The following is a 17,992-nucleotide window of genomic DNA, read 5'->3' on the forward strand; positions in this document are numbered from 1 at the left end:
CCGACCGAGCGCAGGTCACTGCCGGGGGAGGGCTGCCACCCCCTGATCCGCTCACCGGTCGGCGCCCCGGCACGTGGACCGGCCGCACCACTGCACCGCCGCAACCATGCTCCTGCCCTGTCAGACCCCGGGCCTAGGCTGTCGCAGAGATTCGATCAAGGAGCGGGGCAGTGCGGATAGAGCGTCACCAGGTGGGCGGGCCCGTCGTGTCGGCAGCACGCGAGGACTTCACGAACCGCATCGTGGGCCAGGTGCGGTCCATGTCGCGGGGCGGCCGGATGGCCACGTACGAGTGGCGGTCGATCGCCGAGGAGTTCCTCGACTATCTGGGCGCCCTCTCCGTCGAGACACCCGACCTCGGCACACCGGAGGCCAAGGCCGCCCTCAAGGACGCCGCCGAGGCCGCGGCCGGGGCCGTCGCCTACGCGGCGTACCACCCGCACTGCAGCTTCGAGGTCTTCCTGGACTACGTGAACTTCGGCATGAGCTACGACCGGGGTGACGATGCTCCCGAGGAGAGCGTCCTGCCCGGGGAGTGGATCGAGGCGCTCTGCCTGGCGGTCCTCAGGGACAAGGCCGTGTGGCATGGCGAGGCCTTCCACTTCGCCCGGCAGAAGTTCGCCGAGCAGGCGCAGGGAACGCCCGCCGGCGAACTCGCCACCGGACTGACGGCCGTGGTCCTGAACGACACCGGCGACGACGAGGAGTACCCGCCCAGCACGCGGGCCAGGCTCGCCGCCGTCGACGCCGCCCTGGACCGCATCCGTACCCGCGCCCGGGAGACCGGCGATCCCCTCCTCGACAGCCCGGACAGCGCCGCGCTGCACACGCTGCGCGCCCTGACCGCCGGGGACCGGAAGACCTTCGATGCCGCGCTGGCCGACCTCCTGGCCGGGCACGCCACCCTGCACGCCCCCGCGGCCACCCCGGGCAGCCTCCTCCCGCTCGTCCCCATCGCCCTCGCCGCGCTCGCGTACCGGACCCTGGGCTGGGCGCCCGCCGTCCGCACCGACTACCTTCCGCACGCGCTGGTCACCGGTTTCGAGACCCGCGGCCCGCGGGTCGCGGGGTTCGGCCGGGACCGGCGGCCGGACGCGGTCGCCGCCCTCGCCGCGGGCCCGCTCGTGGTCGAGCGGCCCGTCCGCGAGCGGACGGTGGACCCGCGGACCGAGGCCATGTACGAGGAGCACATCCGGGAGGCGTTCACACCCGTCGACGGAGAACGCCTCGCCGTCCGGCAGTTGGGCGACGCCATGGGCGATCAGAAGCGCCTCTTCACCTGGCGCGCGGCAAACCCCGGCGGCGTCACGGACGCGCACCTCGCACACCTTCGGCTGGCCTCCCAGACGGGCGCGGCCCTCTTCCGCATCGCCCAGGAGGAACCGGGCACCGAGGCCGAGGTGACCATCGGCGGCCGCACGCTGCGCTACCCGGCCGAGCGTGCCGAGGAAGCCGGCGCCGGGAACTGGCAGACGGCCACCGCCTTCGCCCTCATCACCGGCGCACGCGAGGACCTCGCCCCACTGGTCCTCACCGGCCCCGCCTTCGCCCGCCCGGACGGCTCCGCCTTCAGCGCCTACCGCGAAGCCCTCCACGCCTACCTCAAGGGCACCGACCCCGAACCGGCCGCGCAACGGGCGCTGCAGCAGGACGAGAAGGCCAAGGACTGGGGCTTCCCCATGCCGCCGGCCGTGCTGCTGTCACAGCTCGTGGAAGGCGACGAGGAGAGCTTCAACCTGGCCCTCGCCGACGCGCTCGAAGCCCACCGCGACCACTACCAGGTCGCCGACCGCGCCGACGACCCGGACGCTTCCCTCAACCTCGACATCCTCGCCCTGGCCTGCCACGCCCGCCGCCGCGGCTGGGCCGTCCGCGTCGACTCCCCCTACCTTCCGCAGAGTCTGCTGCGGGCCGCCGAACCCTTCTAGGAGGCCCTTCGGCTGCACGAGGCCGGAGAACGGCCCTGCACGGCGCTGGTGTTAGGTTCCTTCCCGTGTCGAAGCACCAGGACGAGACCAGGGCGGCCTACGACGGGGTCGTCGAGCTGTATGCGTCGATGTTCTCCGATCGGCTGGAGACGCGGCCGTTCGCGCGGAACATGATCGGCACCTTCGCCGAGCTCGTGCGTGGCACGGGGAACCTGCGGGCCGCCGACGTCGGGTGCGGCCCCGGTCATCTGACGGCCATGCTCAGCGACTTGGGGTTGGACGCCTTCGGGCTCGACCTCTCCCCGGGCATGGTCGCCCACGCCCGGCGGGCCCATCCGGCGCTGCGGTTCGACGAGGCGCGGATGGAGGCCCTGCCGGTCGAGGACGGCGCGCTCGGCGGAGTGCTGGCCCACTACTCGATGATCCACACCCCGCCCGGGGAACTGCCCGCGCTGCTCGCCGAGCAGGTACGTGTCCTGGCACCGGGCGGCCTGCTCCTGGTCTCGTTCTTCGGGACCGAGGGGCCGGAGCCGGTCCGCTTCGACCACAAGGTGGCGCCCGCCTACAGCTGGCCGGCGGAGCAGTTCGCCGAGTTGCTGACCGGGGCCGGACTCGTCACGTTCGCCCGGCTCCTCCACGACCCGGCTTCCGAACGGGGCTTCCTCGACACCCATGTGCTGGCCCGCCGCCCGTAGAGCCTCGACCTTGTCCGGGTGATCCGGTCCGTGACCGGGCTGAGCGCGTGGCGAAGCAAGCAACTGCTTGACGCTGCCGCGACGGCGCTACCTGGTAGGCCTCGCCGCCGAGGATGCGCTCGGACTGAACGTCACGGCCCAGCTGTCCCCCCGCGCCCGTGTACTCGTCACCGGCTCGTCGCGTACGACCGTCGCGCTCCACACATTGCCCGTGTCGCGGGGGATGATCTCCGTACACATGGAACCGATCGTGCCGCCCTCGCGGGATTTGGCGAAGACTGCGGCTCGGCCGCCGCGAAGGCCCAGCACCCGGCGGGTGCGGTGGCGCCGACGGCGAAGCAGGAGCGGGACCGCCTCGCGCAGCGCCCGGCTCCCACCAGCGGCACGTCCGCCACACAGCACAAGGCCACCGAGCGTATCGCGCGGGCCGATCTCGACTGCGAGCCCGGCGCCTACAAGATCGCCGTGCCTGACAAGCCCCTGTCCTGGGGGGCGCCGCTCCTGGCGGCCGATGGTGTCCGCCTGCGGCCCTCGACGATCTTCAGCGCCCACCTGGACAACTGGCGCCTGTGCAACGTGACGGAGAGCAACGGGGTCCTTGAGGCGTCCCTGTGGAACTGGGGCAACGGTGGGTGCGCGACCATCGCCGCGGAGAACGCGGCCACCGAACAGGCGGTCGTGCAGACGGCCCCCTGCGCGGAGGACGACCTCCAGCGGTTCTACATCTACCGCGACGTACCCGGCAGCTCGAAGATCGGCGTGCAGAACAAGTACACCGGCTCCATGACGGGCCACGACCGGTACGCGGACGGGGAGTTCATACGCCAGTACTCCGGCGGCAGGCAGGACGGTACGGGTACGTACACCCTGATCGGAGTCTGACGGGGTCGCCATCACGTGGATGGCGGGCGGGGATAGGCCGGAGAGACGAACCAGCGTGACCGCCGGTGGCCGTTCCCGCCGGCGGTCGGGCTGATGCCGGGCACGCCATCGCCGCACGCCCGTACGGGCCACGCACGTTGCCCCTGCTCCGCCCTCGCGTACATGGGCAGGCCGCCCGCGCCTCGGCTATGCAGGGGGAAGTCGTCCGCTCGCCGAGGAAGAGGTCGCATGCACGCGGAAGAACGGGCCATGTCTGCCGAGGCGCGGAAGGGCAGGGCACCGGCCCGCGAACCCCGGGCCGCGAGCCCGACGTCGCCCCCGGGCCTCCTCGCGGTGCAGAGCACCGCCGGCAACGCGGCAGTCGTCCAGATGCTCCGCCGGGCCGGACACCCAAGGGCCCGGGAACGACACCGGCATGGCGTCGACGGCGACCCCCGGCAGACCGAGCACCACGTACAGCGCTCCACCGTCGACGACGTCCTGCGCACCCCCGGCAGCCCCCTCGACGACGCCACCCGCACCGAGATGGAAGCCCGCCTCGGCGCCGACTTCTCCGACGTACGGATCCACACCGGTGAGGCGGCCCGCGCCTCCGCCGCCGAGGTCGGCGCCCGCGCCTACACCTCCGGCAGCCACGTCGTCATCGGCGAGGGCGGCGCGGACCGGCACACCCTGGCCCATGAGCTCACCCACGTCATCCAGCAGCGGCGGGGACCCGTGGCCGGCACGGACAACGGGTCGGGGCTGCGTGTCTCGGACCCGTCGGACCGCTTCGAGCGGGAGGCGGAGGCCAACGCCACCAGGGTGCTGAGCGGACCGGTCCCCGGCCGGGCGACGCAGGGCCCCGCCGAACGGGCCGGCTACGGACCGGAGTCCGTCCAGCGCTCCATCCACCCCTACCCGACGTCCGGCCAGGCCCCCGACGAAAAGGTCGCGAAGGACCTGGTGGGCTTCGGCGAGAAGCTCGACGCTGCCGTCCAGATCGCCTGGCTCCAGGCCACCCAGGATCCGACCGACGCCAATCTCGCGCGTACGGACGGATATCTGGGCCGGTGGGCGGAGCAGTGGCAGGAATACCTCCGGGCCGCCCCGGCGAAGAAGGCGGAGATAGCCGCGCTGGTCCCGGCCATGGCCGGCTACGCCATCGAGTCCCTCGCCACCAAGGTGTTCCTCACCGAGCGGAAGTCCTGGACCGGTCCGGCGTCCGGCCGCACGTTCTCCGTGGCCATGCAGGTCACCCACGGCAACACCCGCCCCGATGTCGTCCTCCAGCTCGACGGGAGCGACGTCGCCTGGTACGACATCACGTCCGCGAAGAGCCTGGGGCACATCTTCGAAAAGGACGGCTCCGGGTGGAAGACCAAGCCGTACGTGGCCGAGATCGCCTATCCGCAGGTGACGGCACAGACGGTCGAGTCGAACGCGGCCAAGTGGCAGGACGCGGGCAGGCCCGTCATCACGAACGACCCCATGATCTTCGCGAACTACTGGATGGAACGCGGACGGTTCGAGGTGTCCATGGACTTCATGCGCCGGGACATCCTCCAGACCTCCCCCTCCCTCCTCGACCACGCCCGCAACGCGGCCGACAGCGTCACGGGCAACGTGAACGTGGCACGCCGCCAGGAGTACATGAGGGCCTGTCTGGCGCTCTACAAGGCCGGAGTGCTCCGCGGCAACTCCAGCGCATCCGACGTGGCCACCGCGATCGGGAGCAGGGCTCAGACGCCTGGCGTCACGGCACTCGAACCGCTTCCCAAGGACACCGCCGCGGTCATCCAGTACCTCACCAGGAACCACATGAAGTACGGCTTCCAGGGCAGCGACGGCAAGAGCAGGTTCAAGAGCCTGAGCGCCCAGCCCGGAGAGGTCTGGCTCCAGGAGTGCGCCGCACACAAACAGCTCACCGTCTCGGACGCCGATGTCGTGGAGCACATCAGCACGACCTATCCGGAGGGCCTGACCGCACTGCGCAACGCGGGGCTGGTCAAGTGACCCACAGCCCCCCCAGGGCCGGCCGGCCCGTTCGCTCGCCTCATGTGTCCGGGGCCGGCCACCCCTGATCCGCCGTGCACCCGGGGACCGGGGCCGGTCTCGCCCGGTCCCCGGGCGCACGGCGCCGTCACCACCCTGGTCGGCTCCGGGGCCGGCGCACCGCTCCCTCCCGGCCGAGGCGCAAGCGTCAGTGGTGTCGGACCCACCAGACCGCCGCGGCGACGGCTGCCGTACCGGCCGCCGATGACGCGCTGCGTACCAGGTTCAGCGCGGCGATCCGCCCGCACCTGCGCAGCAGTCCCTTCCCTGTCGGCGGTTGCCGACGGGTGCGACGAGTGGTCCGGGTCGCGGTCGGTTGCCTAGACTCCATGGGAGCCCCCTTTCCGGTCGTGGTGAGCGGGGCGATGAGGGAGCCCTTTCGCGTCCTCGCCGGCAAGCACCGGACGCGGATCGGCTCCCTTTGCCGTACCCGTAAGGCTTCGTCGCGCGGACGCCGCGGTCCGGGTACTGGCTCTCCACTGTGCCGGAGGTGATCGCCAGGGAGGCGGAGTCTGCCGGTAGCTGACGCAGGTTGACACCGCGTCGGGTTGCCCCGACCAGCGAAGTCCCCGTAACTTGACGGAAGTTGACAGGCGAGGGGGATACGGCGTGGCGCAGATCGATGTGCCGGACGAGGGGCAGCTGCCCCCGGGGCCTCACCGCGATCTGGTACTCGAACTGCATGCCCTGCACGAGAGCGCGGGCTGGCCCGGATCACGCCTGGTCAGCAGGAAGATCAAGGAGAACAATTACGACGGCTCCATGAGCCACGAGCGCTTCCGCTCGCTCCTGCTCGGCAGAGGATTCCCGCGGTGGATCAACGTGGAGCCGGTCGTGCGGGTGCTGGCCTTATGGTCCAGCCGCGACCCCGACAGCGAGGCGGACCGGATACAGCCGTTGTGGGCCGCCGCCGAACGACAGCGGACCGGGCGAGCGCCGGCGGCCCCACCTGTCGCCTCCGCGCCGCAGCCGGTCATCTCGCAGGCGGCCACCGGCACCGCGGACGCACCGTCCTGTGCCCTGCCCGAACACTCCGCCGCAGCCCGGCTGCTCGCCCAGGCCACCCGCCTGGCGGGGCTCGGCAGATCGGGTGAGGCGAGGATCGCGCTGTCGTCGGCCGCGACCTGGCAACTGGACGACCTGTGTGAACTGACGGACTGGCTGGAGCGCCACGATGCCGCCGCCGATGCGGAGACCGTCCTGCGAACCGCCGGCGGCGGCCGTCCCGTGGCCGAGATCGCGATGCTGGTCGAGCGGTTGACGGAGTCCGGCCGGCACTCCCATGCGGCCGCGGTGCTGGCCGCGGCGGGTTCCCGTCGTCCAGCGGCCGAGCTGAACGCGCTCATCGAGCGGATGCGCCGCTGCGGCCGCCGCCCCGAGGTGCGTCAGGCGCTCATCGGCGCCGGGGCCCGCCGCCCGATGCTGCTGCTGCGGGAGATCTTCGCCTTCCTCGAAGAGGCCGAGCGCGGCGATGAGAGCCGGCTCCTGCTCAATGCCGTCGCCCAACACCGCACGACCGCCGAACTGCTCGATCTGCTCGACCACTTCGCAGACACCCGACGCGTCTCGCACACGTACTGGCTGCTGGATGTGATCGCCCGGGAACGTCCCGCCACCGGAGTCGTCTCACTCGTCGATCACCTTGTTCCCGCCAAGCGCGACCGGGAAGCGGCTGCCGTCCTGGAGACCGTGGGCCGCCATCGGGCCGTCCCTGACCTGTTCGAGATCGTCGGCCTGCTGCGGCGCCACCGCCGGGACGTCAGCGCACGGCACGTACTCGAAGCCGCAGGAACCCACCGGTCGTTCCCCGACCTCGCGCACCTCGTGACCGTCCTGATCAAAGAAGCCAGGGAACCCGACCTGGTACACATCCTGGCCGGAGCCCAGGGTGAACGGGCCGGAGCCCGCATCCACAAAGCCATCGGGCAGTTGCGGGCGCAAGGGGTGAACACCGACGAGCTGTTCACCCACGCCGGACTCGAACCGGACGATCTCGCCCGTGTCCGGCACACCCCGGAGGACAACCGCCGGCGCCTCGATCCGGAGAGCCTGCGCTCGCAAGGAGTCGTGCAGGCCGGCCGCGGGGTTCTGCTGTCGTGGGAACTCGGCGGGCAGACCGAGTGACGAACGGGGCGATGCCCAGGACCTCCTGGAGCCGCGCACCGCGCTGCGGCGTCCTTGAAGACTTCTGACTCATCACTCACACTTGGCGGTTGCGCACCGCGCGTGGTTTTGAGCAGCAGTACCACTGTGTCGGTGCCGTGAGGGCTTCACCGGCCCGGGCAGGGGCCGGACGGCGAGGGATGGGGGGCTCTATGCCGGACGTCGTGACGTTGTCCGTGGACGGGGACGGGGACGGGGCGGAGGCAGCTGATCTGGCCGTCTGGCTGGATGAGGAGGATGTGCTTCGCGGGCGGATCCGCAGGACGGCCGGAGCAGTCCCGGAGGGGGCACTGGGTGGGGGGCTGCAGCAGCTGGTGGTGAGCCTTGGCTCCGGTGGGGTGGCAACTGCCGTGGCCAGTGTGCTCATCGCGTGGCTGCGACGGCGGACCGGGAGCGTCACGGTGCGCCTGTCCCGGGGTGATGGGCATCGCATCGAGCTGCGGGCAGACCATGTCCGCGCGTTGGACGCCGAGCAACTGCGTGCCCAGGTGGCACAGTTGGCCACCGCCGTGTGGCCTGACGAGGCCGTTCGGGATGTGCGGGGCAGCGGGGTGCCGGATGACGCCGCCGAGCGGTGAGGCCGCGGCCGGCGCGTTACGGCCGGTCGCGCTGGCGCGGCCCGGTTCCCGTGTCCTGCTCGTGGGGACAAGCCGGCATCCGGAGGGCTCGCCGCTGCCTGGCATCGGCGCGGTCGAACCGTCGCTGACGGAGCTGGCGGCTGTCCTGCGCGAGCGGGTCGGTGTGCCGGAGGCCAACCTGCACGTCCTGCTGGATCCGCCGAGCCCGTTGGAGTTCGGAAACGCTGTCCGGCGGGTCGCGCAGGAGGCGGACGACACCCTGCTGGTGCATTTCATCGGCCATGGTCTGGTGGGCGGCGACGACGGGCTGTGTCTGGCGACGTGCGCCACCGACGACCTGGTGGAGGGTCTGTCGTGGAAGGCGCTGCGGTACCAGGCGTTGCGGGAGACGGTCCGTGCCAGCAGGGCGCGCGCCGTCGCTGTGCTGTTGGACTGCTGTTTCTCCGGACGGGCCGATACCCCGCTCGGTCCGCCCGCGCTGGATGTCGTCTTCGAACAGAGCCTGGTGCGGGGTGGCTTTCTGCTCACCTCCACTGCCCGAGAGGAGCTGGGGCTGGCCCGGCCCGGCTCGGCCTGCACCGCTTTCACCGGTGGGCTGATCCAGTTGCTGCGCGAGGGTGATCCGGCCGGCCCTCAGGAGCTGACGCTCGACCACGTCTACCGCTATCTGGCCCGGGTCCTGCCCGAGGAAGGTGCTCCGCGGCCGCGGCGGCACAGCAGTGACCGGGCGGGTGAGCTGGTGGTGGCCCACAACCCCGCCTACCGTCCCGGGCCTGCCCCGGAGGAACCAGCCGCTCCTGATGCCGAGGAGGGCGCGGAGGAGGTGGCGTGCCCCTTCCGGGGCCTGGAGCCGTTCGGTCCTGAGGACGCCCGCTACTTCTTCGGGCGCGACGAGCTGGTCGAGGAGCTGGTGGCGCGTATCCGTGGTGGCGGTCTGGTCACCGTGGTGGGTGCTTCCGGCAGTGGCAAGACCTCCTTGCTGCGCGCGGGGGTTGTGCCTGCCCTTGAGGCACTCGGCGAGGGCAGGCACGTGGCCGCCATGAAGCCGGGTGCGGATCCGCTCCGTGCACTGGCCCGGCGCGCTGAAGCGCTGTCGGGGAGCGATGCGGCCGTCCTGCTGGTCGACCAGTTCGAAGAGCTGTTCACCGCGGGTGCGCCGGAGGAGGAGCGGGAACGCTTTGTCAGCGCACTCGCCGCCTTGGCCCGCGGTCCGGTCACCGTGGTGATCGCGGTGCGGGCCGACTTCTACGAGGCGTGCACCCGTTACCCGGCGCTGGTGAGAGCGCTGGAGGAGCGGCAGGTTGTCGTCGGCCCGCTGGGTCCTGGAGCTCTGCGGGCGGTGATCGAGCAGCCTGCACGGGTGGCGGGGCTGCGTCTGGAGCAGGGGCTGGCCGACACTCTGCTGCGTGAGGCCAGCGTACGGCGTCTGGGCGTGCAGTCCGCGGTGCTGCCGCTGCTCTCCCATGCTCTGCTGGCGACGTGGCAGCAGCGCAGCGGCACCCTGCTCACCCTCGCCGGCTACCGCGCCACCGGCGGCATCGACGACGCCGTCTCGACCACTGCGGAGCAGGCATACGCGGCGATGCCCGGCGAGGACCAGGCACGGGTGCGCAGCCTGATGCTGCGCCTGGTCCACATCGGTGAAGGAGTGGAGGACACCCGCCGCAGGGTCTCACTGGACGACGTGACCGGCCCCGACGAACTGGACGCTGCCGGGCGGGTACTGAATGCGCTGGCTGCGGCCCGGCTGGTCACGGTGGACGAAGGCGGCGTCGAGATCACTCACGAGGCGCTCCTGTACGCGTGGTCACGCCTGCGCGCATGGATCGACGAAGACCACGCCGCCTTGCTGGCGCTTCAGCAGCTGTCCGATGCCGCCCGTGCCTGGGAGCAGGCCGGACGCCAGGCCAGCGATCTCTACCGCGGTCACCGCCTGGAAGCCGCTGCCCACGCCGTGCACGGACAGGGGCGCGGCGGGCAGGCCCTGGGACCGGCCGCCCGTGCGTTCCTGGACAGCGGCCTGCGCGAGCAGGCCGAGGCCCGCCGCAGAAGCCGGCTGCGGCGGATAATCACAGCAATCCTTGTCACCCTTGCCCTGCTGGCCTCCGTTCTGGGCCTGATCGCTGAACGGCAGTCCGTGTGGGAGGGGCAGCAGGCTGCGCAGAAGGCCGCCGCTGTACGCTCCACCGGTCTCGCCGCCGACGCGAAGGCGATCCGATCCACTGATCCGGGGCTGGCCGCCCAACTCGCTGTCGCCGCGTATCACGCCTCTCCCACGCAGGAGGCCGCCGGCCAGCTCTACGCCTCGCTGGGTTCCCCGGTGGACGGCGTACTCGCGACCGGCAGTTCGGTGGTCCGCATCGCCACCCAGCCCGATGGTCCCCTGGCCGCAGACAGCGACCGGGACGGTTCGCTGCGGATCTGGAATCTTGCCGACCCTTCCGCACCCGTCCTTCAGTCCACGATCCGTGCCGGGGGCGCGGCTGTCGCGATAGCGCCCGGTGGCAGGCTTCTTGCCGGTCGATGCGCCGTCGGTGAGGGGCTGTGCCTGTGGTCGCTGGCAGATCCCCGTCATCCGCGGGCCAGGGCGAAGCTGCCGATTCCCGCACGTCTTTCCCACCAGGACATCCAGCTCTCCGCGATGGCCGTCAGCCCGGACGGGACACTACTGGCGGCCGCAGCCGAACGAGGGTTCACCCTGCTGTGGTCGATCGCCGACCCGGCGCACCCGCGCGCACTGGCCGTCCTGCCCGACCCCGCTTCGAAAGCCCTCATCGCGGGTGTCGCCTTCGCCCCGCACGGCCACCTGCTGGCGCAGACCAACCAGAGTGGCACCACCCAGTTGTGGAACGTGGCAGATCCGGCCTCACCGAAGAAACTCACCACGATCCCCACCGGATATCAGAGCGTGGCGTTCAGCCCCGACGGCAGCATGATGGCGGCCGCCGGAGATGCCAACCTCGGGCTGTGGAGAATGAGCGACCCGGCCCACCCGAAATCCCTCAGCATCTACACCGGGGTCACGCCGGCCGACCTGGAGAGCGTGTCCTTCAGCCCGGACGGCAGCCGGCTTGCCTACGGAGGCACCGGCACCGCCGACCCCAAGAGCGCCCTGTGTCTGCTGAACCTGTCTGATCCGAACCTCGGTGACACGGCACAGCCGGACTGCACTACGACCGGGTTCGACACCTTCACCGTGGCTTATACCGCGAACGGTGCGATCATGACCGGCGGGCAGGACGGCGCGGTCCGGCTGTGGCGCCGTCCCCTGGCTCAAGCGAACGGCATGTCGATCACCAGCCAGGACGAATGGGGGATGAGTCCCGACGGCAGGCTGATCGCAGCACCGCGCGCCACCAGGGGTTTTTCCACACCCGTTTCGAGCATCGGCATCTGGGACGTTTCCGCATCCGCCGGACCTGTCCTGGATGCCTCGCTCCACCTGCCGACCATCCCGCAGATGGTCACGTTCCTCACGGCGAGGACGCTGCTGACCGTCGCCCATGACGGTGCGGTTCAGCTCTGGGACCTGCACGACACGCACCATCCCGCCAAGGCCGCGTTCCTGGGTACCGTCGCATTCCCCACCACACCGACCGGCCTGGGCAACGCCATCCTCACCCCCGGAGTCACCGCGGACAAAACCGGCCACCTGGTCTCGGTACAAAGCGGCGGCCGTCTGGTGCTGTGGCGCGTCACCAGCGCGATCACCGCACGAAAAGCGGGGTCGTTCCCCCTGCCTGACCCCACCTCGGACATCGCCGGCCTCGTGGACAGCCACACCGCCTGCGTCCTCACCAAGACCGGGATCAGCTGGTGGAACATCACCGACCCGGACCACCCCGTCCACGGCGCAACCTCCGCCGTGCCCGGGGCCAACCACGGCAGCCTCATCGGCGCGTCGGGTGTTGCCGCTGCTACCAGCGGAGTGAGCGAGAACGGCGTAGCTCTGTCGCTGTTCGCCCTCGCTGACGGCCGCCCACGCAGCACGGCTGCCCTTCCCGGAGCTGTCGGCTCCACTCTCGGTCTCAGCGACGACGGTCGGCTGCTCGCTGCCGCCGGAGCCGGCGACAACAGCGTCACGCTCTGGGACACCCGCGACCCTGCGCATCCTCAAGCTCTCGGAACGACGAGCACGTTGTCAGGCACCACCGGTTTCGCCTTCGCTCCGACCGGCAGGATGATGGCGGACTGGAACGGTAGCAACGACGCACAGGTACAGCTGTGGAGCATCCACGCGTCGTCATCCCCCATGCTGGTCGCCGCGCTTACACCACCCGCCTCGGCAACAACCCAAATCTCAGCCACTTTTTCACCCTCAAGCAGCATCCTCGCCGTCGCCGCCTCCGACTCCGTCATGCTCTACGAAACCGACCCCGGCAGCCTCGCCACCACCTTGTGCTCCTACACCGGCCACCCGATCACCGCCTCCCAGTGGAAGAAGTACGTACCCGGTGTCGCCTACCAGAACCCGTGCACAGACAGAAGCTGACCACCACGGCACCAACTGGCCGACGCGCAGCAGGCCGCCGTGGGCGGCGATCTCCCGCACGACCGAGACGAGGGGATGCAGCGTCCTCACCGGGTCCGCAGCGTGCCGGGAAAGACCGCGCGTAGTACTCGTGGATCGAGATGGCGGGCTCGGTAGGTACGTGCTCTGCGAGCACGGTGGGGATGAAGAAGACCTGCCCGGCCAGGTGGCCCGCCAGCCCCTGGACGCTGAGCTTCGCCAGCGCGGAGGGCCGGCGCCAGCCGTCTGCCACCTCCGGAGCGGCCAACAGCTTCGCCGCGGTGTCCGCCACACTCAGGTAAAGCTCCCTCACCTGCGTCAGGCTGCCGTTCCCCCTGTCGCCGTCGGTGGGTATCTGCCGGGTCAACCTCGCAGCAAGGGCCACGCATTCCCGGACGTGACCCGACGGGGAGGGCGGTACGCAAGGCTGGTTACGGGCTCGCTGGAGCGGCAACGGCCGCGGCAGGGTGAACAGTGCCTGCTCGGCCCGGGCCAGGATTCCCCGGCTCGGCGAGCCGCTTGAGCTTCAGGCGGACGTTGTTGATGTTTCGCTACTCCTCCTCCCCACGTACATCGCCAGCAGGCGACTGACTGTCCTGAGCGGGCATCGGGCGAGAGGAGAGCCCTGAGGTGTCACGGTGCCGCGTTTCGGCAGGCGCCGTCCAGGACAGTGGCAATCTGATCGAGTACGTGGTCAGGAGGGGTGTACGGCACACGCAGATGATGGACGAGCGTGGCGTCGGCCGCGAAGCGCGGACCTGCCGCGAGAGCGACCCCGTTCCTGCCGGCTCGTTCCACGACGGTGTCAGCGAGGACAGTGGTCAGCCGCAGCCACAGGGCGAGTCCGCCGTCGGGGCGGGTGAAGTGCCAACGGCCGTCCTCGGCGAGCAGGCTGGTGAGATGGTCGCGCTGTCGCCGCAATTCGTGCCGGCGTCGGCTGAGTACCGGTTCCAGGTCGCCGAGCAATTCGGCGGCGACAAGCTGCTGCATCGGAGGCGCGGACAGCGGCCCGGCCAGAGGATGGACCTGCAGGTCCCTGATGAGCGAGGCACGGGCTCGGATCCAACCGATGCGCAGACCGCCCCAGACAGACTTGCTGGTGGAGCCGATCAGTAGCGCGCCGCGCATACGGGGCGCGGGGGCCAGCTGGTCGCGCAGGTCGAGATCACGCATGGTCTCGTCCACGATGAGGGTCACCTGGTACTCGGCGGCAAGCCGGGTCACGGCCCGGCGGGTGTGCGGGGACATCAGCGCTCCCGTCGGGTTGTGGAAGTCGGGCACGAGATAGGCGAGTTGGCCGCGCGCAGCGGCGAAAGCGTCCCGCACCTGGTCCAGATCCCAGCCGGCGGTCGTGACGCGGCAGCCCACGAGCCTGGTTCCGGGGACGCGAAGCACCCGGAGCGCGTCGAAGAACGTGGGGATCTCCACCACCGCCACACGTGGCTCAAAGTGTGCCGTGAGAAGGGTCAGTGCGGCCCGCGCCCCGCTGGTGACGAGGATCTGCTCGGGTCGTGTCGCGGTGCCCTCGCGGCTGTACCTCGCGGCGATCGCAGCACGGAGCTCAGCGATGCCCGGTCCTGGTTCACCGTCTTCGGCCAGCAGGGGCCCGGCTCGCTGGACGGCTCGCTGGGTCGCCTGCAGGTAGAGCTCCTGCGGCGCGGCGGGAACGGCCCGGCGCAGATCGACCTTTGAGCCTGCATCCCCGGTCGCCGAGAGGGGGGCGATCCGTTCCGCGGCGGCCTCAGGGAGCTGCACGGTGCTGGCACTGCCGTGCCGAGTGCGGACCCATCCCGCCTCGCGCAGCCGGTCCAGGGCGGCTGTCACGGTGCCACGGCTCACCCCGAGAACAGCGGCCAGTCGGCGCTCTGCGGGCAGCGCGCTCCCAGACCGGATACGGCCGTCAAGCAGCGCCTCCCGTACTGCACGGGCCAGCGCGGCGCTGAGGGGCGCCTCGGGGTTCCGCCAAGGCCCCAGAGCCTGAACAAGCTGGTCGTCGCCTATCCGCACTGGTCCAGTTTTCCACGATTGGACCAGGCGTCGGACCGGCGGGCTCCGTACGGTCGTGATCACACGACACGAACGGAGACATGCCATGCACCCACGCCTGGCCACTGACCGCCACAGCCTGCCCCAGCTGCTGGAGGCGGTCCGGCAGCACGTTGCCGACGTGCTCGCCGAGGTCTGCGAGCGGGAGGTCGTCCCCGCGGCTCCGTTGCCGGAACCCGAGCTCCTGTCCGTACAGGGGGCAGGGTTGCGGGCGGCATTGGAGGAGTTCATCGCCCGCTGGGAGCCTGTGCTGTCGGCGAGCGCTGGTCCGCGCTACCTCGGATTCGTCACCGGCGGGGCGACGCCGGCCGCGCTGGCCGGCGACTGGCTGACTTCGGCCTGGGACAACAACGCCGTATCGTCCCTGGACGGGGCGGGACAGCACCTGGAGCGCGAGACGATCGGCTGGCTACGGACCTTGTTCGGGCTCTCCGACCAGCAGTACGGAACCTTCGTCAGCGGCGCCACCATGTCCAACACGGTCGGCCTTGCCATCGCCCGCGAGTGGCTCGGCGAACAGCGGGGGGTCTCACCGGCAGAGCACGGAGCGGGCGCGCTCGGCCCGGTACGGGTCCTGTCGGGGGCCGCGCATTCGAGCGTGTCCAAGGGACTGTCGATACTCGGCCTGGGACGCCAGGCCCTGGTCAGTGTGCCAACCCAGCCCGGGCGGGAAGCCGTTGACGTGTCGGCGCTAGAGCGCACGCTGCGCGAGGTTGACACCGATGGTTTGTGCATCGTGGTCGCCAACGCGGGCACCGTGAACACCGTCGACTTCGACGACCTGCGCGCCCTTGCCGCGCTGCGCGAGCGCTACGGCTTCTGGCTGCACGTCGACGCCGCCTTCGGCGCCTTCGCAGCCCTTTCCCCCGACCACGCGCACCTGGTCGACGGCCTCGACCTGGCCGACTCGATCTGCATCGACCTGCACAAATGGCTGAACGTCCCCTACGACAGCGCCGTGCAGTTCACCCGCCGCCCCGACCTGCAAACGAGTGTCTTCCAGAACGCGGCGGCCTACCTCGGCCCGCTCGGAGAAACCCCCGACTTCGCCCACCTCACCCCGCAGAACTCACGTCGCCTGCGCGCCCTCGCCGCCTGGTTCACCCTGCGGGCCTACGGACAAGACGGGCACCGCGAGATCACCGAACGGTGCATCGACTGCGCACGCACCCTGGGCGACGCCATCGAGAGCACCCCCGGTCTGCGCCTCCTGGCACCAGTGCGCCTGAACGTCGTCTGCTTCACTCTCGCCGACAATCCCACAGCCGAACGGCTCAGCGCACTTACCGGACAGCTGACCGACGAGGTCTTCCTCACGCCCACCGTCCTCGACGGCACGCCCGCACTGCGAGCCGCCTTCAGCAACTGGCAGACCACCGCAATCGACACCCAGCGGGTAGCCGCGGCACTGCAAGTCGCGATCCGCACGTTGTAAGCCGACCTCACCAGCACTCATCGTGGTCGCGCCCTCTTCTCCCGGACCTGATACAACTCCCCGGGTGTCACACACCATTGGCTTTGTAGGCGAGCACTACTGCAGGATTCCGCTTTCGGTGGGTATATCTGCTGGTAGCGGGGCGGTTGCGGGTACTCGGGGGCGGGTGCTGGGTAGTGGTGCTGAGGGCACGGCTGGGCCGTGACGAGGGCGAGCAGGCGGTGGTCCATCGCCTGGCGGCGGCCAGGAAAGCACCGAAGGTCGTGGTGGAGCGGTGCCGGATGGTGGAGCTGAGCTGGGGCGGGTGGTTGGTCCCGCAGATAGCCGGCGAGCTGCGGTGCAGCCAGAAGACGGTGCGCCGCTGGCTGCACCGGTTCAACTACTTGGGGCTGGAGGGCCTGGAGGATCTGGGCGGTCAGGGCCGCAAGCGAAGGATCACCGAGGCCGAACGCTCTAGGATCGTCGGCCTGGTCAAGCTGACGCCGCCAGGGCGGCTGGAGGTGCAGCCGTCGAACGAGATGTGGGCCGCGGACGAGTCAGGGCCCTCGGAGTGGACCCTGGATACGCCGGCCTCCGCGGCCCATGACATGGGTATCAAGGTCAGCCGCTCCCAGGTGCGCCGCATCCTGCTGGCCGAGGGAGTGCGCTGGCGGCGCACGCGCTCGTGGACTCGCTCGAAGGACCGGGACTTCGAGGGAAAAGGACACGGATCGTCGAGCTCTACACCAGCCCGCCCGACGGTGCGACGGTGGTCTGCGCCGACGAACTTGGCCCGGTGATCCCACGCACCTTCCCGCCGGCACCGGGCTGGTCGCCGGACGGACACCGCATCAAAAACGAGATCGACTACTCCCGCGGACCGGAGAAGACCTGGGTCTACGGCGCCTCACGCGTCCGGGACGGCCACGAGGTCACGATGACGGCCACCTCCCGCAACAGTGCCTTCTACCAGCAGTTCCTCCAGTTGGTCGAGGACATCAACCCCGTCGGGGACATCTACGTGGTCACCGACAATCTGTCCTCCCACAACAGCGTGTCCACCCGGACCTGGCTCGAGGAACATCCCCGCATCAGGCACGTGTTCATCCCGGTCGGTGCCTGCTGGCTCAACCTTCAAGAGGGCTGGTGGCGCATCTTCCGCAAGACCGCCCTGGCCGGACGCTCCTTCGGGGATCGCGACCACATCACCCACGCCACCCGCGTCGCCACCGACCAGCTCAACACCCGCGCCCGCCCCTGGATCTGGGGCAAGCCCGCAGCACCCACCCGAACCCTCAGACACCGCTACACGTACACCGTTTGAGGAATCCAGCAGTAACGAGGTTGTGAGCGAAATCAGGGGGAGGTGTCCTGGCCGAAGTTCTTACGTCCCCGGTGCCCACGCAGGACCTGCGATGAGGGATGGGGGTGGTGTATGGAGGACGGGTGGTTACTCTCGTCTCTCCATCGATCTTGATTGCAGGGGAGCAGGCTGTGCGTAACGCTGTCGTGACGCCCGAGGGTGACCAGATCCGCTGGGTGGAGTTGCCGGGGCAGGAGCCTTCCCGCGTCTACGTGCATGGTCTGGGTGCCACATCGCCCGCCTACTTCGCGGAGGTCGCGGCCCACCCGTTGCTGGCTGGCCGCCGTTCGTTGCTGATCGACTTGCTCGGTCACGGCCTCAGCGACCGGCCGACCGATTTCGACTACACCCTGGAAGCGCATGCTGATGCCCTCGCGAA

The 17,992-nt window shown here is 70.4% G+C and carries 11 protein-coding genes and 1 pseudogene; 11 read left to right on the top strand and 1 reads right to left on the bottom strand.

What is annotated here, in order from left to right:
* Positions 1–191 precede the first annotated feature (191 nt).
* The 7 genes and pseudogenes from BIV25_RS26040 (at position 192) to BIV25_RS26070 (ending at position 12,772) form a co-directional block, all read left to right on the top strand.
* Positions 192–1,928, top strand: coding sequence for an immunity 49 family protein (locus tag BIV25_RS26040; RefSeq protein WP_071374853.1), 1,737 nt, complete (start codon positions 192–194; stop codon positions 1,926–1,928).
* Between the two features lie 65 nt (positions 1,929–1,993).
* Complete coding sequence (locus BIV25_RS26045; RefSeq protein ID WP_071374854.1) at positions 1,994–2,623, top strand: class I SAM-dependent methyltransferase; 630 nt, start codon at positions 1,994–1,996, stop codon at positions 2,621–2,623.
* Positions 2,624–2,899: 276 nt separating this feature from the next.
* Positions 2,900–3,505: pseudogene (locus BIV25_RS26050) on the top strand (hypothetical protein); the annotation flags it as partial.
* A gap of 228 nt (positions 3,506–3,733) precedes the next feature.
* Positions 3,734–5,500, top strand: a complete 1,767-nt coding sequence (locus BIV25_RS53140; RefSeq protein WP_071374855.1) for a DUF4157 domain-containing protein — start codon at positions 3,734–3,736, stop codon at positions 5,498–5,500.
* A gap of 648 nt (positions 5,501–6,148) precedes the next feature.
* Positions 6,149–7,663 carry a hypothetical protein gene (locus tag BIV25_RS26060; protein ID WP_071374856.1) on the top strand — a complete coding sequence of 505 codons (1,515 nt, stop codon included), beginning with the start codon at positions 6,149–6,151 and terminating at the stop codon, positions 7,661–7,663.
* 191 nt (positions 7,664–7,854) lie between these two features.
* Positions 7,855–8,280: a hypothetical protein gene (locus BIV25_RS51305; RefSeq protein ID WP_177235418.1), complete on the top strand. Its 426-nt coding sequence runs from the start codon at positions 7,855–7,857 to the stop codon at positions 8,278–8,280.
* Positions 8,261–12,772, top strand: a complete 4,512-nt coding sequence (locus BIV25_RS26070; RefSeq protein WP_071374858.1) for a caspase family protein — start codon at positions 8,261–8,263, stop codon at positions 12,770–12,772. Before BIV25_RS51305 ends, BIV25_RS26070 begins: the two co-directional genes overlap by 20 nt.
* Before the next feature lie 651 nt (positions 12,773–13,423).
* On the opposite strand, the gene BIV25_RS26075 is transcribed toward BIV25_RS26070, so the two are convergent.
* The gene (locus BIV25_RS26075; protein WP_071374859.1) at positions 13,424–14,797 is read right to left on the bottom strand and encodes a PLP-dependent aminotransferase family protein; all 1,374 of its coding nucleotides are present in this window, start codon (positions 14,795–14,797) and stop codon (positions 13,424–13,426) included.
* Between the two features lie 85 nt (positions 14,798–14,882).
* Between BIV25_RS26075 and BIV25_RS26080 the strand changes: the two genes are divergently transcribed.
* The 4 genes from BIV25_RS26080 to BIV25_RS26095 all read left to right on the top strand — a co-directional run.
* Positions 14,883–16,271, top strand: coding sequence for an aminotransferase class I/II-fold pyridoxal phosphate-dependent enzyme (locus BIV25_RS26080; RefSeq protein ID WP_071374860.1), 1,389 nt, complete (start codon positions 14,883–14,885; stop codon positions 16,269–16,271).
* Positions 16,272–16,447: 176 nt separating this feature from the next.
* Positions 16,448–17,050: a helix-turn-helix domain-containing protein gene (locus tag BIV25_RS26085; RefSeq protein ID WP_071374861.1), complete on the top strand. Its 603-nt coding sequence runs from the start codon at positions 16,448–16,450 to the stop codon at positions 17,048–17,050.
* Complete coding sequence (locus BIV25_RS26090) at positions 17,020–17,574, top strand: transposase (RefSeq protein ID WP_107486333.1); 555 nt, start codon at positions 17,020–17,022, stop codon at positions 17,572–17,574. Before BIV25_RS26085 ends, BIV25_RS26090 begins: the two co-directional genes overlap by 31 nt.
* A 170-nt stretch (positions 17,575–17,744) precedes the next feature.
* The coding region (locus tag BIV25_RS26095; RefSeq protein WP_143076703.1) for an alpha/beta hydrolase at positions 17,745–17,992 on the top strand (248 nt) is incomplete at its 3' end.

It is taken from the genome of Streptomyces sp. MUSC 14 (genome assembly GCF_001866675.1).
Taxonomy (GTDB): domain Bacteria; phylum Actinomycetota; class Actinomycetes; order Streptomycetales; family Streptomycetaceae; genus Streptomyces.

Coding starts and splice junctions, on each gene's coding strand:
- BIV25_RS53140 (WP_071374855.1), top strand. CDS start 3,734: ATGCACGCGGAAGAACGGGCCATGTCTGCCGAGGCGCGGAAGGGCAGG.
- BIV25_RS26080 (WP_071374860.1), top strand. CDS start 14,883: ATGCACCCACGCCTGGCCACTGACCGCCACAGCCTGCCCCAGCTGCTG.
- BIV25_RS26070 (WP_071374858.1), top strand. CDS start 8,261: ATGACGCCGCCGAGCGGTGAGGCCGCGGCCGGCGCGTTACGGCCGGTC.
- BIV25_RS51305 (WP_177235418.1), top strand. CDS start 7,855: ATGCCGGACGTCGTGACGTTGTCCGTGGACGGGGACGGGGACGGGGCG.